The organism is Paracoccus sp. Z118 (assembly GCF_019061185.1).
Taxonomy (GTDB): domain Bacteria; phylum Pseudomonadota; class Alphaproteobacteria; order Rhodobacterales; family Rhodobacteraceae; genus Paracoccus.
The window spans coordinates 36,738-56,512 of the sequence record NZ_JAHQZU010000007.1 but is presented as its reverse complement, the minus strand read 5'-3'; the positions used below and the strand labels follow the sequence as shown (position 1 = coordinate 56,512).

Genomic DNA, 19,775 nt, shown 5'->3' with positions numbered 1-19,775 from the left:
GTCCCTCAGCCGAGGCGCGGGGCCGGGCCGACCGGCAGCCCGCCCACGCTCATCCGCCCGTCCTGCATGACGATCGGCAGGCGCAACTCTCCCGCTTCGGGGGCGGGCGGTTCTTCGGGCGGCGCCTGCCGCCCCGCGATTGGCGTGGCGGTTTCCGCGGCCGGCGCTTCGGACGGCTGATCCGCCAGATTGGCCAGCATCGTCCCGGCGAGCGGCACCACGCCTGCGGGCAGCGCCCCCGCCGCGGCCGCCATCTCCAGCCAAGCCTGGGCGTCGCGGGTGTAGAGATAAAGCTGCCCTTCGGCAAAGCCGCTCTCGTCGCGCCGCAGATGCCCCAGCAGCCGCGCCGAAAGATCGCCCAATGTGACCGTCACCCCCTCGATCCCAAGCCCCTCGATCTGCGGCTGCTCCTGCTCGGCCCCCGCTCGCAGCGGACGGTCCAGATAGACCCGCATGGCCCCCTGCACCCCCGCCGCGCCCGGCAGGACCACAAGGGCAGGCTGCACCGCCGCCGCCGTCAGCCCGCGCAGGTCCGCCGTCACCCGATAGGCCGCGCGGGCGCCGGGCGGCGCCTCGTGTCCCAGCTTGACCATCTCCGCCTGCAGCGAAATCCGCTCTGCGGCCGGCGCACCGGCCACCGTGACCGGCCCGCTGACCGCCGCCACCTCGGTGATCGACATCGCATTCAGGGGAGAGATGCGCAGCGACAGGCCCGCGCCCTCGGCCGTCGTCTCGCGCGGTGCGCCGCCGATCGGCAGGATCATCGACGCGGGCAGCGTGGCGTGGAAGCGGTTGGGCCGCCCCGGCTCGGCCCAGAGGCTCAGCTCCGGCAGTTCCGCAACCCCCTCGGGCGTCTGCACCGCCACGCCCTGCAGTTGCAGCCCGATCCGGTCGATCCGGCGCAGCGGCGCGATCGCCGCCGCCTCGATCCGCGGATCGGATGCGACGACCTCGGCTGCGCGCCGCGCCAGCAGCGTTTCCCCGCCCAGCCAGGTTCCGGCCACGGCGGCCAGCGCCAGCACCGGCAGCACCAGGATCATCCGCATCGGCGGTCCTTTCAAGAAAGCCCGATGGCGCCGCTTGGCAACGCCCTGCGCGCTCGCCTAACCTGCGCGGCGGTGAAAGGACAAGAGATGCCGCCTGAACATTGGGTATTCGCCTACGGCTCGCTGATGTGGGACCCGCGCGTGCCCGTGGCCGAAACTGCCGTCGCCCATGTCGAGGGGTTCCAGCGCCGCTTCTGCCTGCGCTCGGTCCAGTATCGCGGCACGGCCGAGGCGCCGGGGCTGGTGCTGGGGCTGGACCCCTGCGGCGAGGGCGCCTGCAGCGGCGTCGCGCTGCGAATCGAGGCCGAGGCCTGGCCCGAGGCGCTGGCCGAGATCCGCCGCCGCGAACTGTCCACCGAAGCCTACCGCGAAACCGAGGTCACGCTGTCCTTGGCCGACGGGCGCCGGGTTCTGGCGCTGGCCTATGTCATGCGGCTGGATCACTGGCAGTATGCGGGCGATCTGTCCGAGACCGAGCAGGCCGAGATCATCGCCCGAGCGCATGGCGGGCGGGGCCCGAACGCCGAGTATCTCTTCAACACCGTCGCCCATCTGGACCAGCTCGGCCTGCCGGACGCGGATCTGACGGGCCTCGCCGACCGGGTCCGCGCGATCCTGGCGACGCCGCACGAGGAGGGCGGTCAGGCCGGGTCCCGCAGCGCGTAGGGGTCCGGGAAACGGTTCAGATAGGCCAGCATCGGCCCCGCCGCCCGCCATTGCCGGCCAAGCGCCCGCCGCAGCGCGCGCGGCTGCGGCCAGTGCCGCCGCTCCAGCCCTTCGGGCAGGTTCGCGGGGCGGATGTCGTCCGGCAACCGGGCGTAAAGGCTGCGATAACGCATCGGCACCGTCCCCGCGGAACTGGCGAGCCACGGCTTCAGCGGGCCGATGAAATGCACGGCGAAGGGATCGGCCATCCCCAGCAGATGCGACGAGGCCCAGGTGAATTGCCAGTTCCAGAGCGGGCTGATCTCGGCCCAACCGCCGTGGAGGACACCGTTCAGAAGCGCCTGATCGCGCCCGAGCCGCGCGAGATGCTGGCGGGCGAAGGCCGTGCAGCGGGCCGGCAGATCCTGCGCGGCCCAGGCTTCGGGGTCGATCATCACCACGCCGGCGTTGAAGTAGGGGGCGGCGGTCCAGCCCAGTGTCCGGAACTCCGGCGCGAGCTTGGCCGGATTGCGCCACTGGCGGTTGTCGCGCACGGCGGCCAGCGCCCGCCCGCGCATGTCGGCGGCAAGCAGCCGCGCGGGATCTCCGCGCTCGAAGACGACATCGGCATCCAGAACCAGGATGCGGCGATAGACCCCGGCGAGCGCACCAGCCAGAAAGACATCCATGTAGGTCGCAAGCGTGCGCCGCACATCTCCGGGGAGCGATTCGGCGAGCGTCACATCCATCGCCCCGACCGCCGCGATCCCGGCATCGGTCAGCGCCGCGGGCAGCGCCAGCAGCTCGGGCGAGCCTATCAGCACGTCAAAGCCCCGCTGCGGCAGGGCGGTCAATTGCAATGCCGGCACCGCCGCATAAGGCAGATACGCCGCGTCGCAGGCGACGATCACCGCGCAGTCGTGGCCGGGCGCGAAGCCCGGCAGGAATACCGGAGACGTCATTCTGCGGGCCTCGCCATCTGTTCCGCCGGGGAGAGGCAGGAACGATCCGCCAGACGCCGGTTGCTGCCGTGGAGACTTGTTACTGCCGCGCGACGGATTCGTGCAAGTGGTGCAGGGTAGCGGTCAACTCGCGGGAAGCGCACCGACCGGAACAACCGGCAGGACTTCGCCGGAACGCCAGAGGCGGACGCTTGCGAGGCGGTGCTGGCGGCAAGCCGCGATGCCTGTACGGGCGCGCTGGACAGCAGGCGGCGGGACGGGGGTGGCCGGGCGGCATCACTCGGCGGGCCGGATCGCGGTCATTCCAGCGCAGCCATCTGCCATAGCGACGAGTTCGACGCGGGCGGCCCGGTGCGGGCGTCCGGCAGGCCGGGTAGCGGTTGGGCAGCGGCCACGGAGATCGGCTGGGCGGCCGGGCCCAGCAGGGTGCCAACTGAACCCCAGTTCGCCGCGAGCGAGCCGCCCCCGGCTTCCGCGCTCGGCCGGACAGCTTGCGTCAACAGGGCTCGTGCCGCCCCGAACAGCGCCGGGGCTGGGTGTTCCCGGCCCTCATCCGATGGCGGCGGGTCCAGACCATCGCCCCCGAAGGGATCGTCGGCAGACCCGCCCGGCGTCCGGCCGAACCACACCTGCGCGGGCTCATCGGCGGCCTGGGGCCACGTCGCCAACCGGTCGAGAGGAACCCCATTCGCCTCCGCCACGAAACGGTCGAGCGCCGCGAGAGCCGCATCATCGCCGACCACCCCGCCTTGGACGTCCGCGGCGGTCCGCGGCCCCGCCCGCTGCGCGATGCCCCGCGGCATGTCCCATATCCGGCGCGGCCAGGGAGGCTCGACCGCCGCGACTGGCGCGAGCCGCGCCAGCCTTTGCTCCGGCTGCGGCGGCGTGAAACCCTGCTGTCTCACTGTCGCCCGCAGTTGGTCGAAGCGCGCAAGGTATTTCGATGCGTGTTGCGGCATGCGGGAATGGAACGCCCCTGCCGCCGCGCGCCAGTCGCCCGTCTCGGCGTGAAGCTCGCGCAGGAAACGGGCCGCGTAGCGGGCATTCGCCAGCGGGTCGAGCATCTCCGCGACCGAGCCGAAATGATGCCCGTGCCAGCGATAATTGATCTGGAAACAGCCGAGATCCATATTGGACCGCCCCTGCCGCACCCGCTGCTCGGCGAAGGCGAGAGCGCTCTGCGGGTCATCGTGCCAGGTCCCCGCACCTTCGGCATTGATGCTCCACGCCCAGGGGCGGATACGGCCGCCGAGCCTGCGCCCGGTCTCGGTCAGGGTCAGCGCCGTCAGGATGTCGGGAGGCACCCCGCTTTCGGCCGCCGCCTGCAGCGCCGCCTGTTCGCAGATGGCGGCATAGGCCTCGGCCGCGGTCTCGGGCGCCGTGCGAGCAAGCGCAGGCAGGCACCCGAGCAGGGCCAGCAGGACGGACAGCAGGGCGGGCAAGCGGCGCATGCGCCCCTGTGTAAGGGCGCAAGCCTAAGATCGGATTAACGGCCGATCGGCGCGTATTCTGGAAACTGGTGCCGCAGAAGGGACTCGAACCCCCGACCCCATCATTACGAATGACGTGCTCTACCAGCTGAGCTACTGCGGCGTGCGGCGGGGATTAGCAGGTAATCCCGCCGGGGGTCAATCGCCTTTCCGCGCTGTCCTTTCGTCCTGCGGCTCGACGTCGGGGCGCACGAAGGGATCGGGCGCCTGCCGGATCGAGACCACGACCGGGCCGGCCGCCGCCACCGGCTTTGCGGGGCTGTCCGGCTTTCCCACGATGTGGACCGTCGCGGGCGGGGCCGGGATGTCCAGTTCGGGATCGGTCACGGTCATCGACGGCTCGTAATCCGATTCGCGCGGGACCATGCCCGGCGCGACATGGGCGACCTCGACCACCCGCGCCGCTTTGGCCTTCGGAGCCGGTGCGGGTGCCGGCCCGGCGGGCCGAGGGGCCATTGACGCATCGGTGTGGTCGGAGGGCGCGTGATCGCCGTGGCTCTCGCGGGCCACAAGCAGCGGCAGCATCGTCACGGTGTTCCCGGCGGTTCCGGCGAGGCGCAGGTCCATCGGCGGCTCGCGCCAGGTCAGGGTATCGAAGCCGCCGCAGCTGTCGCAGACCGGCGCCCAGTCGGTCATCACGTTGTGGCATTTGTCGCAGACCCATTGCGGGCCGCGGCTGGCCGTCATGGCGCGGGCGAGCCAGGCGCGCACCACGCTGTCTTCGGCACCCTCGCCGCGCTCGATCGCCGCCATGATCGAGAGTGACCGCACCGTCGGGTGCTTTTCCGCAATGTCGCCGATGGCCCGGCGGGCGCCGGGGAAGTCCTCGGCGGCCAGCATCAGCTCGGCCTGTAGCAGGCGCGATTCCTCGTGCGTGGGGGCCTGCTTGATGAGGTCCTCGAATCGGCGCAGGCGCTGGACAGGCGTCTCGTCCGGCACGATCTCGGCATAGGCGGCGGCGACCGAGGGGTGCGGCTGCACCGACCACGTCTTCTGCAGCACGCGCGTCGCGTTGCGGGTATCCTTCTTCGCCAGATAGCTGCGCGCGGCCAGCACCGCCGCCGGCACGAGGTCGGGCGAGGCGCGGTTGGCGCTGATCGCGGCCTCGCGCGCGCTGATCGAGTTGCCGTGCGCGAGCACCTCGCGCGCCTCCTGCAACGCCAGCACCGCGTCGCGGCGCAGCGCCACATCCTGCGGCAACGCGCCCTGCCGGCGCTTGTCCTTCAGGACGCTGCGGGCGCCCTTCCAGTCATGCTCGCGCGTCTGCAGCGTCAGCAGCGTGTCCTGAAGCTCGGTATGCGACGGGCGCAGCGCATAGGCCTTCTGCGCCAGCTGCAGCGCGGTCTGGGTGTCGCCCGCCGCCAGGCGCTGCTGCATCAGCCCGCGCACCGCGACGAAGCGGGTGCGCGGATCGGTCAGCATGGTGCGATAGGCCACCTCGGCCCGCGCGGTGTCGCCCGCGACCTCGGCGGCCTGCGCCGCCAGCAGGTTGGTGACATGTGGCTGGTCGAGATATTTCGCCGCCTTCCGTGCCTTGTCCTGCGCCAGCTTCCCTTCGCCCGAGGCGACCGCCAGCATCCCGTCGGCCACCGCCTGATAGCCCTTGCGCTCGCGCTTGCGGGCGAAGTGGCGGTCGATGGCGGTCCTGTCCCCGGCGAGGAAGCGCAGGAACGCGATGGCCAGCCGCAGCAGTTGCACGGTCAGCCAGCCGGCCAGCACGACCAGCAGCGCCAGCACGATGATCTGCACCGGGCCGAGCGTGTATTCCACGCCGTTGAAGACGACCCGCAGCACCTGATCGGCCTCGGCCAGCCGCATGACGGCCAGGGCGCCCGCGAGCACGACGCTGAAGAAGAGCAGGATCTTCAGAAGCGAAAGCAGCATGTGCGGGATTCCTCAGTTCGACGGTTGGGCAGGTGCGGGCGTGATCGCGACCGTGGAGGTGGTGACGGTCGCGGAAGTATCTGCGCTGGCCGGGGCGGTGAGGCTTTCCACCGCGCCGCGGGCCTCCACCCAGGCGCGGGCCCTGGCGGTCCAGTCGCCCATCGCGGCCTGCGCGGGTTCGGGAAGCTGCTCGATCTCGGCCAGCGCGGCGGGGATGTCGCCGCGGGTGACGGCGGCGCCGGCGCGGGACAGGACGGCGTCGGGATCGCTGCCCTCGCGCGGGACGACCGAGCGGGCGCCGGTCTGGGCGCGCAGGAAGTTGGTGAAGCTGTTGCCGCCCTGCGCCGCGCCCGATTCCAGCGCCGCCGACAGCGCCGCGCGCGCGGCGGCGTCGTATTCGGCCTGAAGCTGGTCCAGCGGCACGACATCCACGGTCAGCGCCGACGGAACCTCGACGCCAGCTTCCTCAAGCTGCCCCAGCGCGGCGGCGGGGTTGCCGCTGTCGCCCGAGGTCAGCGCGGCCGACAGGTTGGCCGCCGCCGCCGCCGTCAGGGCGCGATTCGTCGCCTCCTGCGCGGCGGTCTGAAGCTGCGCGGCCTCGTCGCGGATGCGGGCGAATTCCTGCGCGGCGGTCTCGCTCTGCTGCTGAAGCTGGGCCTGCGTCGCCTCGACGCTGTCGGCGACCTGTTGCAGCCGGTCGATGGCCTGCGGGTCCAGCGCGGGCCGCGCGGCCAGTTCGTCGATGGCGGCCTGTTGGCTGTCGAGGCGGGCCGAGGCATCGGGGATGGCGGCGCGAAGCTGGTTCAGCGTCTGATCCAGTGCCGCAAGCTGCTGCGCCTGCGCTGTGAGCGTGGCGTTCAGGTCCGCGGGCGTGTCCGAGGCGGGGGATTCGGCGATGATGCGCCGCGCGGCGTCGGCACCTGCGGCCGCCGCCGTTTCGCTGAGCGCCTGCAACGCCTCCGGTCCCAGTTCCGGCGCCGCGAGGTTCGCCACGGCGGATTGGACGGCCGTTTCAGCGGCCTGGGTGGCCGCCTCGGCGGCGCGGCTGTCGATCGCGGCGGATTGGGTGGCGAGTTCAGCGCGGGCCGCCTCGGCCCCCGCATTGCCGGCTTCGGTGCGAAGATCGGCGATGGCCGCGTCGATGGCGGCCTGCGTTTCGGCCTGCAGCGCGGCGGTGTCCACCGCCGGGGCGGCCGGCTGCATGCGCGGCGCGGCCCACATCGCGGCGCCCGCGCCGAGCGCGGCGGCGATCACCCCGCCCAGCAGCAGCGGCACGAAGCCGCTGCCCGAGCGTTCCTTGCGACCTGATGCCGCAGCCGTGGCTGGCGACGCGGCGGGCGGAGTAACGGCGGGCGCCGCTTCGGCAGGACGCGGGGATTGCGCAGGACGCACCGGCTCGGTCACGGCTGCGGCCGGCGCGGCTTCGGGTTCGTCGAACACTTCCGCCATCACCGCGTCGGACCGGTGCAGGTCGCCGGGCTCCACGGAGCGCGGCTCGGCCGGGGGCAGGCCGCCGCCTTCCCCCACCAGCGTCGAATCGATCATCGGGCTGGACCGCACCTCTGCCTGCGCGACGGCCGGATCACCGGCGTCCGCCGGGCGCGTGCCCAGCACCGGCCCTTCGGCGGGGCGCGGACGCAGCGCGGAAGCGTCGTCGCGGGTGGAACCGGAGGTGTCGTCGTCAGGGGTCATCGTGATCGTCCCGGCTTCTTAAAAGGTGGCAGACTGGCGTGCGCGGCCGGTCCGGTCAGGCATTCTGAGCGCCATCACCGGCACGCGCGAGCGCCGTTCATGTCGGCGTCAGCCTATGACGGGCGGGACGGCGGCTCAACCCGCGTCGGGCGCGGAAGTTTCCGGCCTCAGGAGCGAGCGGATCGCGGCGATGACGCCCTCGGCGTCGGGGGTGGCGGAGGTTTCGATCCGCGCAGGCGCGGGGCTCCATGCCAACGCTGCCGCAGGGCTGATCGCGGCGACGAGGATCGAGGCGCGCGCGCCATGCGCCGCTTCGCAGGCGAGGCGGGCCGAGCGGGGCGACATCACCGGCCAGATTACCGGCCCGTCCCCGGCGAGCAGGGCCGCGGCCTCGGTTGAAAGCGGCAGGGCAAGCTGGTCATAGACGACCATCCCGCGCACCGGCAGCCTGGCCGCGACGTGGCGGCCGTGGGGGTGCAGCCAGCCCTCGTCCAGCCCGGTCAGCATCGGCATCAGCCCGGCGGCGTCGCCCGGGCCGGTAGTGACGGCATAGCCCGCCGCGCGCGCCGCCCCGGCGGTCGCGCCGCCCACGCAGAAGGCCGGACGGCCGCGCCCCTGGCCCGCCGCCGCGACGCCGTGGACCGAGGTGAAGACCAGCCCCCGCGCCGCATCGACGGCAGCCGCGTCATGCGCCACCGGCGCGATCCGCATCAGCGGCGCGACCAGCGTCCGCAGCCCCATTCCCCGCAGACGCTCGGCAAAGCTGCTCGCGGCAGGCTGCGGGCGGGTGACGAGGACGATTGGCTGGGAAGCAGGCATGGCGCAAGTGAACCCGTGATGATAACCGGGGATGGCCTAAGCCCCTTCCCACGACGGCACAAGGATGACGCTGACCTTTCTCGGCATCGAAAGCAGTTGCGACGACAGCGCCGCCGCCATCGTGCGGGCGGCGGATGGCGCACGGCCTGAATCCGGCGGGGCCGCAATCCTGTCCTCGGTCGTCGCGGGGCAGACCGCGCTGCACGCCGATTTCGGCGGGGTGGTGCCGGAAATCGCCGCCCGCGCCCATGCCGAGCGGCTGGACATCTGCGTCGAGCAGGCGCTGGCGCAGGCGGGCGTCACATTACGCGAACTGGACGGGATCGCCGTCACGGCGGGGCCGGGGCTGATCGGCGGGGTCATGGCGGGGGTGATGCTGGCCAAGGGCATCGCCGCCGGGACCGGCCTGCCGCTGGTCGGGGTCAACCACCTCGCCGGGCACGCGCTGACGCCGCGGCTGACGGATGGGGTGGCGTTTCCGTATCTGATGCTGCTCGTTTCCGGCGGGCATTGCCAGTTCCTGCGGGTGCACGGACCCGAGGATTTCACCCGTCTTGGCGGCACCATCGACGACGCGCCGGGCGAGGCGTTCGACAAGGTCGCCAAGCTGCTCGGCCTGCCGCAGCCCGGCGGCCCGGCGGTCGAGGCCGAAGCTGCGCGCGGCGATCCGCGCCGCGTGCCCCTGCCGCGCCCTTTGCTGGACCGGCCCGGCTGCGACATGAGTTTCTCGGGGCTGAAAACCGCCGTGCTGCGCGCCCGCGACAATGCGGTTGCGGAACATGGCGGGCTGCGCCGGTCCGACCGGGCGGATATCTGCGCGTCCTTCCAGCAGGCCGTGGCCGATGTGCTGGCCGAAAAGACCCGCCGCGCGCTGGCCGCCGCGCCCGTGCCGCTGCTTTCCGTCGCGGGCGGGGTCGCCGCCAACGGAGCGATCCGCGCCGCGCTGGCCGAGGTCGCGGCCGAAGCGGGGGCCGAGTTCCTCGCGCCGCCCCTGAAGCTCTGCACCGACAACGGCGCGATGATCGCCTGGGCGGGGATCGAGCGGTTCCGCCTTGGCCACCGCGACGGCATGGACCTTGCGGCGCGGCCGCGCTGGCCGCTGGATCAGGGCGCCGCGCCGATGCTGGGCGCAGGCAAGCGGGGGGCGAAGGCGTGAGCAGGGCAGATCGGGGGCGAGGAGAAGGGGCATTCTGCCCGAGCTTTCCATCCTTGTGTCGGGGGTGCGAGCGGTGACGGCATGACGGCGGACATTTCCATCCTCGGGGCAGGGGCGTTCGGCACCGCGCTCGCCGTGGCGCTGTCGGTGAACGGGCCGGTGACGCTGTGGGGGCGCGAGACCGGCTGGGGGCGCGAAAACCCGCGTCTTCCGGGCGTGACGCTGCCCGAAGGCGTCGAGGTGACGGACCGGCTGGACCGCGCGCTCGCCCCCGTCATGCTGCTTGCCATTCCGGCGCAGTCGCTGGGCGCGTTCCTGCGGGACCATGCCGCCGATCTGGACGGGCGCGCGCTGGTCAGCTGCGCCAAGGGAATCGACCTGAGCACCGGCCGCTCGCCCGCGCGGCTGATCGCCGAGGCTTTCCCCGGCGCGATTCCCGCCGTGCTGACCGGCCCCAGCTTCGCCGCCGACATCGCGCGGGGCCTTCCCACGGCGCTGACGCTGGCCTGCGCGGATGCGGATGCCGGCCACCGGCTGCAACACGCGCTCGCCACCCCGGCGCTGCGGCTTTACCGGACGACGGACGTGACCGGGGCGGAACTCGGCGGGGCACTCAAGAACGTCATCGCCATCGCCGCCGGCGCGGCCATCGGCGCCGGCTTCGGTGACAGCGCCCGCGCCGCCATCGTCACACGCGGCTTCGCCGAAATGACCCGCCTCGCCACGGCGATGGGGGCCGAGGCGGACACGCTCTCCGGGCTGTCCGGCCTTGGCGATCTGATCCTGACCACGACCTCGGACCAGTCGCGCAACTATCGCTTCGGCCTCGCGCTGGGACGGGGCGAGACGTTCGACCCCTCGGTGACCGTCGAAGGCGCAGCCACCGCGCGGGCCGTCGCGGCCCTTGCGCCGCGGGTCGGGGTGGAGATGCCCATCTCCACCCAGGTCGCCCATCTTGCTGAAGGGCACCTCGGCGTGAAACAAGCGGTCGAAACCTTGCTCGCACGACCCCTGAAGGAGGAATGATGCCGCTTTTCGCCCTGATCTGCCGGGACAAGCCCGGCCATCTGCACATCCGCACCGAGAACCGCCCGGCGCACGTCGAATGGCTCAAGGCCGGCGGCAACGTCCAGTTCGCCGGCCCGCTGATCGAGGATGGCGAGATGCGCGGCTCGCTGGTCGTGGTCGAGGCGGACGATCTGGCCGCCGCGAAGAAATGGGCGGCCGCCGACCCCTATGCGGCCGCGGGGCTCTTCGCCTCGGCCGAGGTGATCGAGTGGAAGAAGGTCATCGGATGAGCCGCTGGCTGTTCAAGTCCGAACCCGACGTCTTCGGCTGGGACGATCTGGTCGCCAAGGGCGACGCGGGCGAGGAATGGGACGGGGTGCGTTCCATGCAGGCCCGCAACATCATGCGCGAGATGAAGATCGGCGATCAGGGCTTCTTCTATCATTCCAACATCGGCAAGGAGATCGTCGGCATCGTCGAGGTGATCGCCGAGGCGCATCCCGATTCGACGGCAGACGATCCGAAATGGGAATGCGTGGACGTGCGCGCGGTGCGGAAGCTGCCGCGCCCGGTGACGCTGGCCGAGGTGAAGGCCGATCCGCGCTTTGCCGATATGGTGCTGGTGCGCAACTCCCGCCTGTCGGTGCAGCCGGTGACGGACGCCGAATGGGACATGATCGTCGAAATGGCCGAAGACGCGGCGAAGTAGGAGGGTCAGGGATGGAACTTCTCATCGTCATCATGGCGGCGGTGCTGGTCTGGGTGGTCGGCGCGATCTGGTATCGGCTGGCGGACGGGGTCTATGCCGACGCCTCGGCGCTTCAGGTCCGCAACATCGGCCATCCGCAGTCGAAATCCGTGGTGCCGTATCTGCTGGCGGGCGTCGGGCTGGTCGCCGTCGCGGCCATGATCCGCATCCTGTTCGTCCATGCGGGCATCGACGGGGTGCTGACGGGCATCGCATGGGGCGCCAGCGTCGGCGCCTTCATCGTCGCGCCGTGGTTCATGATCGAGAACACCTATTCCGCCCGACCGATGGTCATGGTGCTGATCGACATGGGCTACGCCGTCGTCGCCTGCGCCGTCCTCGGCGCAGTGATGGGCGGGGTCTGAGGGCCGCGCCGCGGCGGGCCGGTGCCGCCCGGACGAGATGCCGCAGCCCCGGCGCTTGCCCTCGGGCCGTGCAGTTCCTAAACCCGTCGGAACCTACGAGGTGACACCCAGGAGGTGAAATGGCGCGAGGACGCACGGCGCGGACCGGCAGGTCTGGCGAAGACCGGCCCACGACGAAGAAGGTGGGCGCGCTGGCGGCGCTGTGGCCCTTTGTCCGGCCCTATCGCGCATTGATGGCGGCGGCGCTGATGGCGCTGGTCGTCACCGCCTCGATCAGCCTGATCCTGCCGCTGGCAGTTCGCCGTATCGTGGACGGCTTCAACAGCGGTGCGCAGCTTCTGGACAAGTATTTCCTTGCCGCGCTCGGCATCACCGCCGCGCTCGCCGTGGGCACCGCGCTGCGCTACGCGCTGGTGACGCGGCTGGGCGAGCGGGTCGTGGCGGACATCCGCAAGGCCGTGTTCGACCGTGTCGTGGCCCTGTCGCCCGGCTTCTTCGAGCGGGTGATGACGGGCGAGATCATCAGCCGCATCACCACCGACACCACCCTGATCCTGTCGGTGATCGGCAGTTCCGTCTCGCTCGCGCTGCGGCAGGCGCTGGTCGCGGTCGGCGGGATGGTGATGCTGCTGCTGACCTCGGCCAAGCTGACCGGCCTGCTGCTGCTGCTCGTGCCGGTCGTGGTGCTGCCGATCATCCTGCTGGGCCGCCGCCTGCGGGTGCTGGCGCGCGAAAACCAGGACTGGATCGCCAATTCCTCGGGCGCGGCCTCCGAAAGCCTGCTGGCGGCGCAGACCGTGCAGGCCTTCACCCACGAGGATCGCACGCGGGCCGAGTTCGCGCAGGTGACCGAGCGCAGCTACGACGCGGCCAAGCGGCGCATCTCGACCCGCGCGGTGATGACGGCGCTGGTGATCTTCCTGATCTTCGCGGGCGTCACGGGCGTCCTGTGGATCGGCGCCCGCGACGTGCGCGAGGGCGCGATGTCGGTAGGCGAGCTCGTGCAGTTCGTCATCTACGCGATCATGGTCGCCGGCTCGGTCGGGGCCCTGTCCGAGATCTGGGGCGAATTGCAGCGCGCCGCCGGCGCGACCGAGCGGCTGGGCGAGCTGCTGGCGACCGAGGACACGATCAGCGATCCGGCCGAGCCGGTGGCGCTGCCGCGCCCGGTGCAGGGCCGCATCGATCTGGACGGCGTGACCTTCCGCTATCCCGCCCGCCCGGACGTCGCGGCGCTGCATGACTTCACGCTGCACATCGCGCCGGGCGAGACGGTGGCGCTGGTCGGCCCGTCCGGTTCCGGCAAGACGACCGTGATCCAACTCATCCAGCGGTTCCGCGATCCCGATACAGGCCATGTCGCCATCGACGGCATCGATCTGCGCGACATGGCGCGCGGCGATTTCCGCCGCGCCATCGCGCTGGTCCCGCAGGACCCGGTGATCTTCGCCGCCAGCGCGCGCGAGAACATCCGCTTCGGCCGACCGGACGCCAGCGACGACGAGGTGATCGCCGCCGCCCGCGCGGCCCATGCCGACGAGTTCCTGCGCGATTTGCCGGAGGGCTATGACAGTGCCCTGGGCGAGCGGGGGGTGATGCTCTCCGGCGGCCAGAAGCAGCGTATCGCCATCGCCCGCGCGATCCTGCGCGACACGCCGATCCTGCTGCTGGACGAGGCGACGAGCGCGCTCGATTCCGAATCCGAAAGCCTCGTGCAGGAGGCGGTGGAGCGGCTGGCGCAGGGGCGCACGACCATCGTCATCGCGCATCGGCTTTCGACGGTGAAGAACGCCGACCGGATCGTGGTGATGGAACAGGGCCGGATCGTCCAGCAGGGCACCCATGACGAATTGCTGGCGCAGGGCGGGCTTTACGCCCGGCTGGCGCGGCTGCAATTCGCGCAGGCGGCGTAGGGCTCAGCGCAGCATCAGCTTCATCAGGGTGCGGAACCGCCCCCGTAAGGCGGGGTGATCAGGTTCGCCCCGTTGAGCCGCGAGAACTACCGGCGGGGAACAGCCGCCGTTGCGGGACCGGGGCGGCGTCAATGAGCGGGCGGACCGTCGCGCCAACCTGCCGGGTGGTTTCCAGTCAGCCGGTTCAGCCAACCATTCCGCGCTGCGCCTCGAAGCAGGCACGATGGCCAGCCGTGTCGGGGTCAAGCGCCGCGTGGCTGTTCATCTGCCTCTCCCATGCGGCCCGAATGAACGCTCGCAAGTCCCCGCGCCGCCAAAGCCCCCTTGCGGCGGCGGCCGGCATTTGGCACGGGAACCCCATGTCAGCGCAACCCTCCGTCACCCGACTTTACGACGCCGCCGCCCATGACGGGCGGATCAAGGACGACGCCGCCCAGCGCCGCGTGCTGCCGATGCTCGACCGGATCGTGCGGGAGCTGGCGAAGGCCCCAGCCCCGGCGCCGCAGGGCAAGCGCTGGCTAGGACGGCTGTTCGGCGGCTCCGCCCCCCAGCCCGCGTCGGGCGTGCGCGGGCTTTACCTCTGGGGCGGGGTCGGGCGCGGCAAGTCGATGCTGATGGACCTGACGATGGAGGCGGCGCCCATCGCCGCCAAGCGCCGCGTCCATTTCCACGAATTCATGCAGGAGGTGCAGGCGGGCCTGGCCGAGGCGCGCAGGACCTCGGCGCAGGACACCGTGCGCCCGGTGGCCGAGCGGATCGCCGCTGAAACCCGGCTGCTGTGCTTCGACGAGATGCAGATCACCGACATTGCCGACGCGATGATCGTGGGGCGGCTGTTTCAGCTTCTGTTCGACGCCGGCGTGACGGTGGTCACGACCTCGAACCGGGTGCCCGAAGACCTTTACAAGCACGGGCTGAACCGGCAGCTCTTTCTGCCCTTCATCGCGCTGATCCGGCAGCGGCTGGAGGTGGTGCATCTGGAAAGCGACCGCGACCACCGGCAGGGCCGGGCCGGCGGCGAGCAGGTGTGGTTCACCCCCGACGACGCGCTGGCGAAGCGGGCGCTGGACGCCGCTTGGGACGACCTGACCGACTGCGCCGAGCCGGAGCCGCTGCATCTGTCCGTGATGGGGCGGAAGGTGGAACTGCCTGCCGCGGACGGCCGGGTCGCGCGGGCGGGATTCCAGGATCTCTGCGGCAAGCCGCTGGGGCCGGCGGATTATCTTGCGGTCGCGGATGCGGTGGACGTGCTGCTGATCGACGGGATTCCCCGGCTGGGATCGCAGAACTTCGACGCGGCCAAGCGGTTCGTGACGCTGGTGGACGCGCTCTACGAGGCGAAGGTCCGCGTCTTCGCCAGCGCCGCCGATGAGCCGGAGCGGCTTTACACCTCCGGCACCGGCAGCTTCGAGTTCGAGCGCACCGCGAGCCGCCTGCGCGAGATGCGCGCCGCCGACTGGGGCAAGCCGGAAGGGGACGAGACGGGCGCCACCCCATAGAGCCGATCCCTTGGCCGCCTGAGCGGTCCTCCGAGCGGCCGCGCTCTCTGCCTCGAACCCTGCGCGTCGGTTGACCTCAAGGCGATCCCGCAAATTGCGGGCGCAATGATGACCATCGCTCTCGCGATCCTCTACGGTCGTCGGAAGGAGACCGGATGGACATCCCCGCCCGCCAAGGCCCTGCTCGCATTGATCAGCGCTTGGTTCGCGTCGACAGGGATAATCGCAGACATCATCCTCATCCTCGCCTGAGGAAGGATAGCCAGGACTGACCAGGACGCGTCCTGTCCCTAGCCGTTCTCGCGCAAAACGCGCCCGGCGAGATACAGCGAGCCGCAGATCAGCAGCCGGGCGCCGGGATGGGCGGCGGCGAGTTCCTCGACCGCGGCCTGCACGTCGCTGGCCGTCGTCGCCGGCAAGCCGGCCTCGGCCGCGACCGCTGCGGTTTCCGCCGCGGGCAGGGTGTTCGGCTCTCCGGGGATCGGGATCGCCGTCAGGCTCTCGGCCTCGGCCGCCAGCGGGCGCATGTAGCCCAGCACGTCCTTGGTGTTCAGCATCCCGCAGATCAGATGCGTCGGCTTGCGCGGCAGCGCCGCCAGCGTCGCCGCGACCGCCTCGGCGCCCGCGGGGTTATGGCCGCCGTCCAGCCACAATTCGCAGCCGTGCCGCTCTGCCGCCATGGCCAGCGGCCCATGAGTCATGCGCTGCATCCGCGCGGGCCAGGCGGCGCGGGTCATCGCCGCCGCCGCTTCGTCCTGCCCCAGACCAAGCTCGCGCAGCGCGGCGATGGCGGTGCCCGCGTTGTCGATCTGGTGCGGGCCGGGCAGACACGGCAGCGGCAGGTCGAGCAGCCCCCGCTCGTCCTGGAAGACCAGCGCGTCGCCCTCGCGCGTGATCATCCAGTGTTGGCCCCGCACCGACAGCGGACAGCCGAGCAGGCCCGCGCGGGCCTCGATGGCGGCCAGCGCCTCGTCGTGCTGGCGGCCCACGATGCAGGGCACGCCGCGCTTGAGGATGCCCGCTTTCTCGCGGGCGATCTGCGCCATCGTGTCGCCAAGATACTGGGTGTGGTCGATGCTGATGGGGGTGATGGCCGTCAGGCGCGGCTTCTTGATGACGTTGGTCGCGTCCAGCCGCCCGCCGAGCCCGACCTCCAGCAGCGTGTAATCCGCCTGAACGCGCGAGAAGGCGAGGAAGGCGGCGGCGGTCGTCACCTCGAAGAAGGTGATGGGACAGCCGGCGTTCACCTCCTCCACCTCTGCCAGCGTTTCGGCCAGCAGATCGTCGGGGATGTCGCCGGTCGGCAGGCGGATGCGCTCGTTGAAGCGGGCGAGATGCGGCGAGGTATAGGCGTTCACCCGCAGCCCCGCCGATTCCAGCCCGGCGCGGATCATCGCCTGGGTGGAGCCCTTGCCGTTGGTCCCGGCGACATGGATCACCGGGGCGATGGCGCGTTCGGGATGGCCGAGCGCCTCCAGCAGCGCGTTCATGCGGTCCAGCGACAGGTCGATGATCTTGGGGTGCAGCCGCGTCAGGCGGTCCAGCAGCTCATCAGCAGTGTCCGCCATGTCGCACCCCTTCAGGTCTGGGCTGGCGCGGCTTCGGGCGCCGCCTCCGGCTCGGCCGGCAGGGCCGTGGGGATCACGCCGGGCGGCGGCAGGTCGCCCGCGATCGGCGCCGATTGCCGCGTCAGCATCCGCAGGATCGAGATCAGCTCCTCGCGCAGCGCCTTGCGATGGGTCACGCGGTCCAGCATCCCGTGTTCCAGCAGGTATTCGGCGCGCTGGAAACCCTCGGGCAGCTTCTCGCGGATGGTCTGTTCGATCACCCGCGGGCCGGCGAAGCAGATCAGCGCATTCGGCTCGGCGATCTGCACGTCGCCCAGCATCGCGTAGGACGCGGTGACGCCGCCGGTGGTCGGATGGGTCAGGACGACGACGTAGGGAAGCCGCGCCTCCTTCAGCATCTGCACGGCGACGGTGGTGCGCGGCATCTGCATCAGCGACAGGATGCCTTCCTGCATCCGCGCGCCGCCGGCGGCCGAGAACAGCACCAGCGGCCGCTTCAGCGCCACGGCGCGCTCGGCGGCGGCGATGATGGCGTTGCCGACATACATCCCCATCGATCCGCCCATGAAGGCGAAGTCCTGCGCGGCGGCGACGATCGGGGTGCGGCCCATCTCGCCCTCGGCGACGAGCATCGCCTCCTTCTCGCCGGTGGCCTTCTGCGCGGCCTTCATGCGGTCGGGATATCTCTTCTGGTCCTTGAAGCCGAGCGGGTCGGCCACCGGCTCGGGCACCTTCACCTCGTTGAAGACGCCCCCGTCGAACAACGCGGTGAAGCGCGCGCGGGGGCTGATGGCGAGGTGATGGTCGCAATTGGTGCAGACGTTCAGATTGTCCGCCAGTTCGCGGTGGAACAGCATGGTCCCGCATTCGGGGCACTTGGTCCACAGGTTCTCTGGAACTTCGCGCCGCGAAAACAGCGAATTGATGCGCGGGCGAACGTAGTTCGAGATCCAGTTCATCCAGGCGGGCCTTTCAAGCGTTCGGCGGGGGTGAGGCGTCGGCGGGGTCTGCGGTCAGATAGGCCGGACGGTCGCAGATTGCAATTCTCGCCCGCCATTCGTTAGGTGCCGTATGGATTTCAGCTTCTCGTTCTATCTTCACGGCGCGATCGTGCTGGCGCTGGCCGTCCGGGTGCTGCTGCAGCCCCGGCTGGAGCCGTCGGCGCGGCTCGCCTGGGTGCTGGTCATCTCCCTCGTGCCGGTGCTCGGCGTGCTTGCCTATGTGCTGTTCGGAGAGATCCGCGTCGGCCGGGCCGAGATGCGCGCCCGCCGCGGCGCGCGGGACGAGGTTTCGCGCCTTTACGACGCCTCGGCCCCGCCGCCGCCCGTGCTGCCGGAGGCGGCGGTGCCGGTCGCCCTGTCGGCGCAGGCGGTGGGCGGGTTGCAGGTGGTCGGCGGCAATCGCATCGCCCTGCTGGCCGAGGATGACAGCGCCTTCGACCCCATCATCCGGGCGATCGACGGGGCACAGGATCACGTCCATCTGCTGTTCTACATCTGGCTGGCCGATGCCAGCGGCGGGCGGGTCGCCGCCGCCGCGATCCGGGCCGCGCAGCGCGGCGTCACGGTGCGGGTGATCGTGGACGAGGTCGGCTCGCGGCCCTTCATGCGCTCGCCCTGGTGGGACCGGATGGTCGAGGCGGGGGTGGAATGCCGCGCCGCGTTGCCAGTCGGCATCCCGCTGCTGCGGGCGCTGGAACAGCGGCTGGACCTGCGCAACCACCGCAAGATCGTGCTGATCGACGGGGCCGTCGCCTTTACCGGCAGCCGCAACTGCGCGGACCTCGCCTTCCGGCACAAGCCGGAATTCGCGCCGTGGATCGACATCATGGTCGAGACGCAGGGGCCGGTCGTGCGGCAGATGCAGACCGCCTTCATCGTCGACTGGGTGGATGCCGGGGGCGAATACCTGCCCGAACTGCTCGCGCCAGAAGACGGGATTCGCCATGGCGACGTGTCCGCGCAGATGATCCCGACCGGGCCGGATCGCAACGCGGGGTCGATGTCCGAGACATTCTCGACGCTCATCCACGCCGCGCGGCGCCGGATCGTCATCTGCACGCCCTATTACGTCCCGGACGAGCCGCTCGATTCCGCCATCAAGTCGGCCGCCCGGCGCGGCGTCGAGGTTCATCTGATCCTGCCGGGAAAGAACGATTCGCTCATCGTCGCCGCCACCAGCCAGGGGTTCTGGCGCAGCCTGCTGAACGCAGGGGTGCAGATGCATCTGTTCCATGAAGGGCTGCTGCATTCCAAGATCGTCACCGCGGATGGCGGCATGGCGATCATCGGCAGCGCCAATCTGGACCGCCGCAGCTTCGAGTTGAACTATGAGCTGAACATGCTGATCGTCGATCCAATCACCGTCGCCGCGCTGGATCTGCGCCAGTTGAGCTATATCGAACGCTCGCGCCGGGTTACGCTGGACGAGGTGCGCGCCTGGCCGTGGTGGCAGAGGATGCGCAACAACATCCTCGCGCTGGCCTCGCCGCTGCTGTGACATGAAGGAGGATCGCACATGACCGACGCATCCAAGGCTGCCGATCTGGCATCGCGCCACTGCGTGCCCTGCGAGGGCGGCACGCCCCCGATGGGCCGGGCCGAGGCGGAAGCCGCGCTCGCCGGGTTGGAGGGTTGGGCGCTTTCGCCCGACGCCGCCGCGATCTCGCGCCGGTGGGAGGTCAAGGGCTTCGCCCGCGCCGTGCAGATGGCCAACCTCGCCGCGTGGCTGGGCGAGCGGCAGGGACACCACCCCGACATCCGCTTCGGCTGGGGCTATTGCGAGGTGACGTTCACCACCCACGCAGCGGGCGGGCTGACCGAGAACGACCTGATCTGCGCCGCCAAGCTGAACGCCATCGACGCGCTCTGACCCGATGAGCCAGCTTCCGATCCGTTCCGCGCCGGGATCGCTCGGCCTACCTGCCGGAGGCGTTCGGGGCGGTGGGCGGCGCTGTCCCCGGCTGGTGTGCGGCGGGTGC

General features: G+C 71.1%; 19 protein-coding genes and 1 tRNA gene. 11 read left to right on the top strand and 9 right to left on the bottom strand.

What is annotated here, in order from left to right; genetic code table 11:
* Window positions 1-5: 5 nt before the first annotated feature.
* A complete protein-coding gene (locus tag KTN05_RS07870; protein WP_217328842.1) occupies window positions 6-1,046 on the bottom strand; it encodes a DUF2125 domain-containing protein in 1,041 nt (346 codons plus the stop codon).
* Window positions 1,047-1,133: 87 nt separating this feature from the next.
* On the opposite strand from KTN05_RS07870, the gene KTN05_RS07865 reads away from it, so the two are divergent.
* Window positions 1,134-1,712 (top strand): gamma-glutamylcyclotransferase, encoded by a 579-nt coding sequence (locus KTN05_RS07865; protein ID WP_217328841.1) that lies wholly within the window; start codon window positions 1,134-1,136, stop codon window positions 1,710-1,712.
* On the opposite strand, the gene KTN05_RS07860 is transcribed toward KTN05_RS07865, so the two are convergent.
* From KTN05_RS07860 to KTN05_RS07835, 6 genes are all read right to left on the bottom strand, one after another.
* Complete coding sequence (locus tag KTN05_RS07860) at window positions 1,688-2,653, bottom strand: glycosyltransferase (protein ID WP_217328840.1); 966 nt, start codon at window positions 2,651-2,653, stop codon at window positions 1,688-1,690. The two genes, KTN05_RS07865 and KTN05_RS07860, sit on opposite strands and share 25 nt — an antisense overlap.
* Before the next feature lie 299 nt (window positions 2,654-2,952).
* Window positions 2,953-4,104: a hypothetical protein gene (locus tag KTN05_RS07855; RefSeq protein ID WP_217328839.1), complete on the bottom strand. Its 1,152-nt coding sequence runs from the start codon at window positions 4,102-4,104 to the stop codon at window positions 2,953-2,955.
* Between the two features lie 66 nt (window positions 4,105-4,170).
* Window positions 4,171-4,246: transfer RNA gene (locus tag KTN05_RS07850), tRNA-Thr, on the bottom strand.
* Between the two features lie 35 nt (window positions 4,247-4,281).
* The gene (locus tag KTN05_RS07845) at window positions 4,282-6,027 is read right to left on the bottom strand and encodes a heme biosynthesis protein HemY (protein ID WP_217328838.1); all 1,746 of its coding nucleotides are present in this window, start codon (window positions 6,025-6,027) and stop codon (window positions 4,282-4,284) included.
* A 12-nt stretch (window positions 6,028-6,039) separates the two neighbouring features.
* Window positions 6,040-7,719 (bottom strand): COG4223 family protein, encoded by a 1,680-nt coding sequence (locus KTN05_RS07840; RefSeq protein ID WP_217328837.1) that lies wholly within the window; start codon window positions 7,717-7,719, stop codon window positions 6,040-6,042.
* A gap of 135 nt (window positions 7,720-7,854) precedes the next feature.
* Window positions 7,855-8,538 (bottom strand): uroporphyrinogen-III synthase, encoded by a 684-nt coding sequence (locus tag KTN05_RS07835; RefSeq protein ID WP_217328836.1) that lies wholly within the window; start codon window positions 8,536-8,538, stop codon window positions 7,855-7,857.
* Window positions 8,539-8,602: 64 nt separating this feature from the next.
* On the opposite strand from KTN05_RS07835, the gene tsaD reads away from it, so the two are divergent.
* From tsaD to KTN05_RS07795, 8 genes are all read left to right on the top strand, one after another.
* Window positions 8,603-9,694: a tRNA (adenosine(37)-N6)-threonylcarbamoyltransferase complex transferase subunit TsaD gene (tsaD, locus tag KTN05_RS07830; RefSeq protein WP_217328835.1), complete on the top strand. Its 1,092-nt coding sequence runs from the start codon at window positions 8,603-8,605 to the stop codon at window positions 9,692-9,694.
* Window positions 9,695-9,775: 81 nt separating this feature from the next.
* On the top strand, window positions 9,776-10,720 hold the full coding sequence (locus KTN05_RS07825) for an NAD(P)H-dependent glycerol-3-phosphate dehydrogenase (RefSeq protein WP_217328834.1): 945 nt from the start codon (window positions 9,776-9,778) through the stop codon (window positions 10,718-10,720).
* On the top strand, window positions 10,717-10,992 hold the full coding sequence (locus KTN05_RS07820) for a YciI family protein (protein ID WP_217328833.1): 276 nt from the start codon (window positions 10,717-10,719) through the stop codon (window positions 10,990-10,992). The genes KTN05_RS07825 and KTN05_RS07820 overlap by 4 nt, the downstream gene beginning before the upstream one ends.
* Complete coding sequence (locus tag KTN05_RS07815; protein WP_217328832.1) at window positions 10,989-11,411, top strand: EVE domain-containing protein; 423 nt, start codon at window positions 10,989-10,991, stop codon at window positions 11,409-11,411. The genes KTN05_RS07820 and KTN05_RS07815 overlap by 4 nt, the downstream gene beginning before the upstream one ends.
* A gap of 11 nt (window positions 11,412-11,422) precedes the next feature.
* Window positions 11,423-11,815 carry a DUF1761 domain-containing protein gene (locus KTN05_RS07810; protein ID WP_217328831.1) on the top strand — a complete coding sequence of 131 codons (393 nt, stop codon included), beginning with the start codon at window positions 11,423-11,425 and terminating at the stop codon, window positions 11,813-11,815.
* Window positions 11,816-11,934: 119 nt separating this feature from the next.
* Window positions 11,935-13,728 (top strand): ABC transporter transmembrane domain-containing protein, encoded by a 1,794-nt coding sequence (locus tag KTN05_RS07805; protein ID WP_217328830.1) that lies wholly within the window; start codon window positions 11,935-11,937, stop codon window positions 13,726-13,728.
* 359 nt (window positions 13,729-14,087) lie between these two features.
* The gene (gene zapE / locus KTN05_RS07800; protein WP_217328829.1) at window positions 14,088-15,227 is read left to right on the top strand and encodes a cell division protein ZapE; all 1,140 of its coding nucleotides are present in this window, start codon (window positions 14,088-14,090) and stop codon (window positions 15,225-15,227) included.
* A gap of 108 nt (window positions 15,228-15,335) precedes the next feature.
* Complete coding sequence (locus tag KTN05_RS07795) at window positions 15,336-15,479, top strand: hypothetical protein (protein ID WP_217328828.1); 144 nt, start codon at window positions 15,336-15,338, stop codon at window positions 15,477-15,479.
* A 38-nt stretch (window positions 15,480-15,517) separates the two neighbouring features.
* On the opposite strand, the gene KTN05_RS07790 is transcribed toward KTN05_RS07795, so the two are convergent.
* Entirely contained in the window at window positions 15,518-16,795 is a 1,278-nt protein-coding gene (locus tag KTN05_RS07790) for a folylpolyglutamate synthase/dihydrofolate synthase family protein (RefSeq protein WP_217328827.1), read from the bottom strand.
* Window positions 16,796-16,806: 11 nt separating this feature from the next.
* Complete coding sequence (gene accD / locus KTN05_RS07785) at window positions 16,807-17,754, bottom strand: acetyl-CoA carboxylase, carboxyltransferase subunit beta (protein ID WP_217328826.1); 948 nt, start codon at window positions 17,752-17,754, stop codon at window positions 16,807-16,809.
* A 112-nt stretch (window positions 17,755-17,866) separates the two neighbouring features.
* Between accD and cls the strand changes: the two genes are divergently transcribed.
* Both cls and KTN05_RS07775 read left to right on the top strand, forming a co-directional pair.
* Complete coding sequence (gene cls / locus KTN05_RS07780) at window positions 17,867-19,294, top strand: cardiolipin synthase (protein WP_217328825.1); 1,428 nt, start codon at window positions 17,867-17,869, stop codon at window positions 19,292-19,294.
* Window positions 19,295-19,312: 18 nt separating this feature from the next.
* Window positions 19,313-19,666 carry a 4a-hydroxytetrahydrobiopterin dehydratase gene (locus KTN05_RS07775; RefSeq protein ID WP_254368066.1) on the top strand — a complete coding sequence of 118 codons (354 nt, stop codon included), beginning with the start codon at window positions 19,313-19,315 and terminating at the stop codon, window positions 19,664-19,666.
* Window positions 19,667-19,775 lie beyond the last annotated feature (109 nt).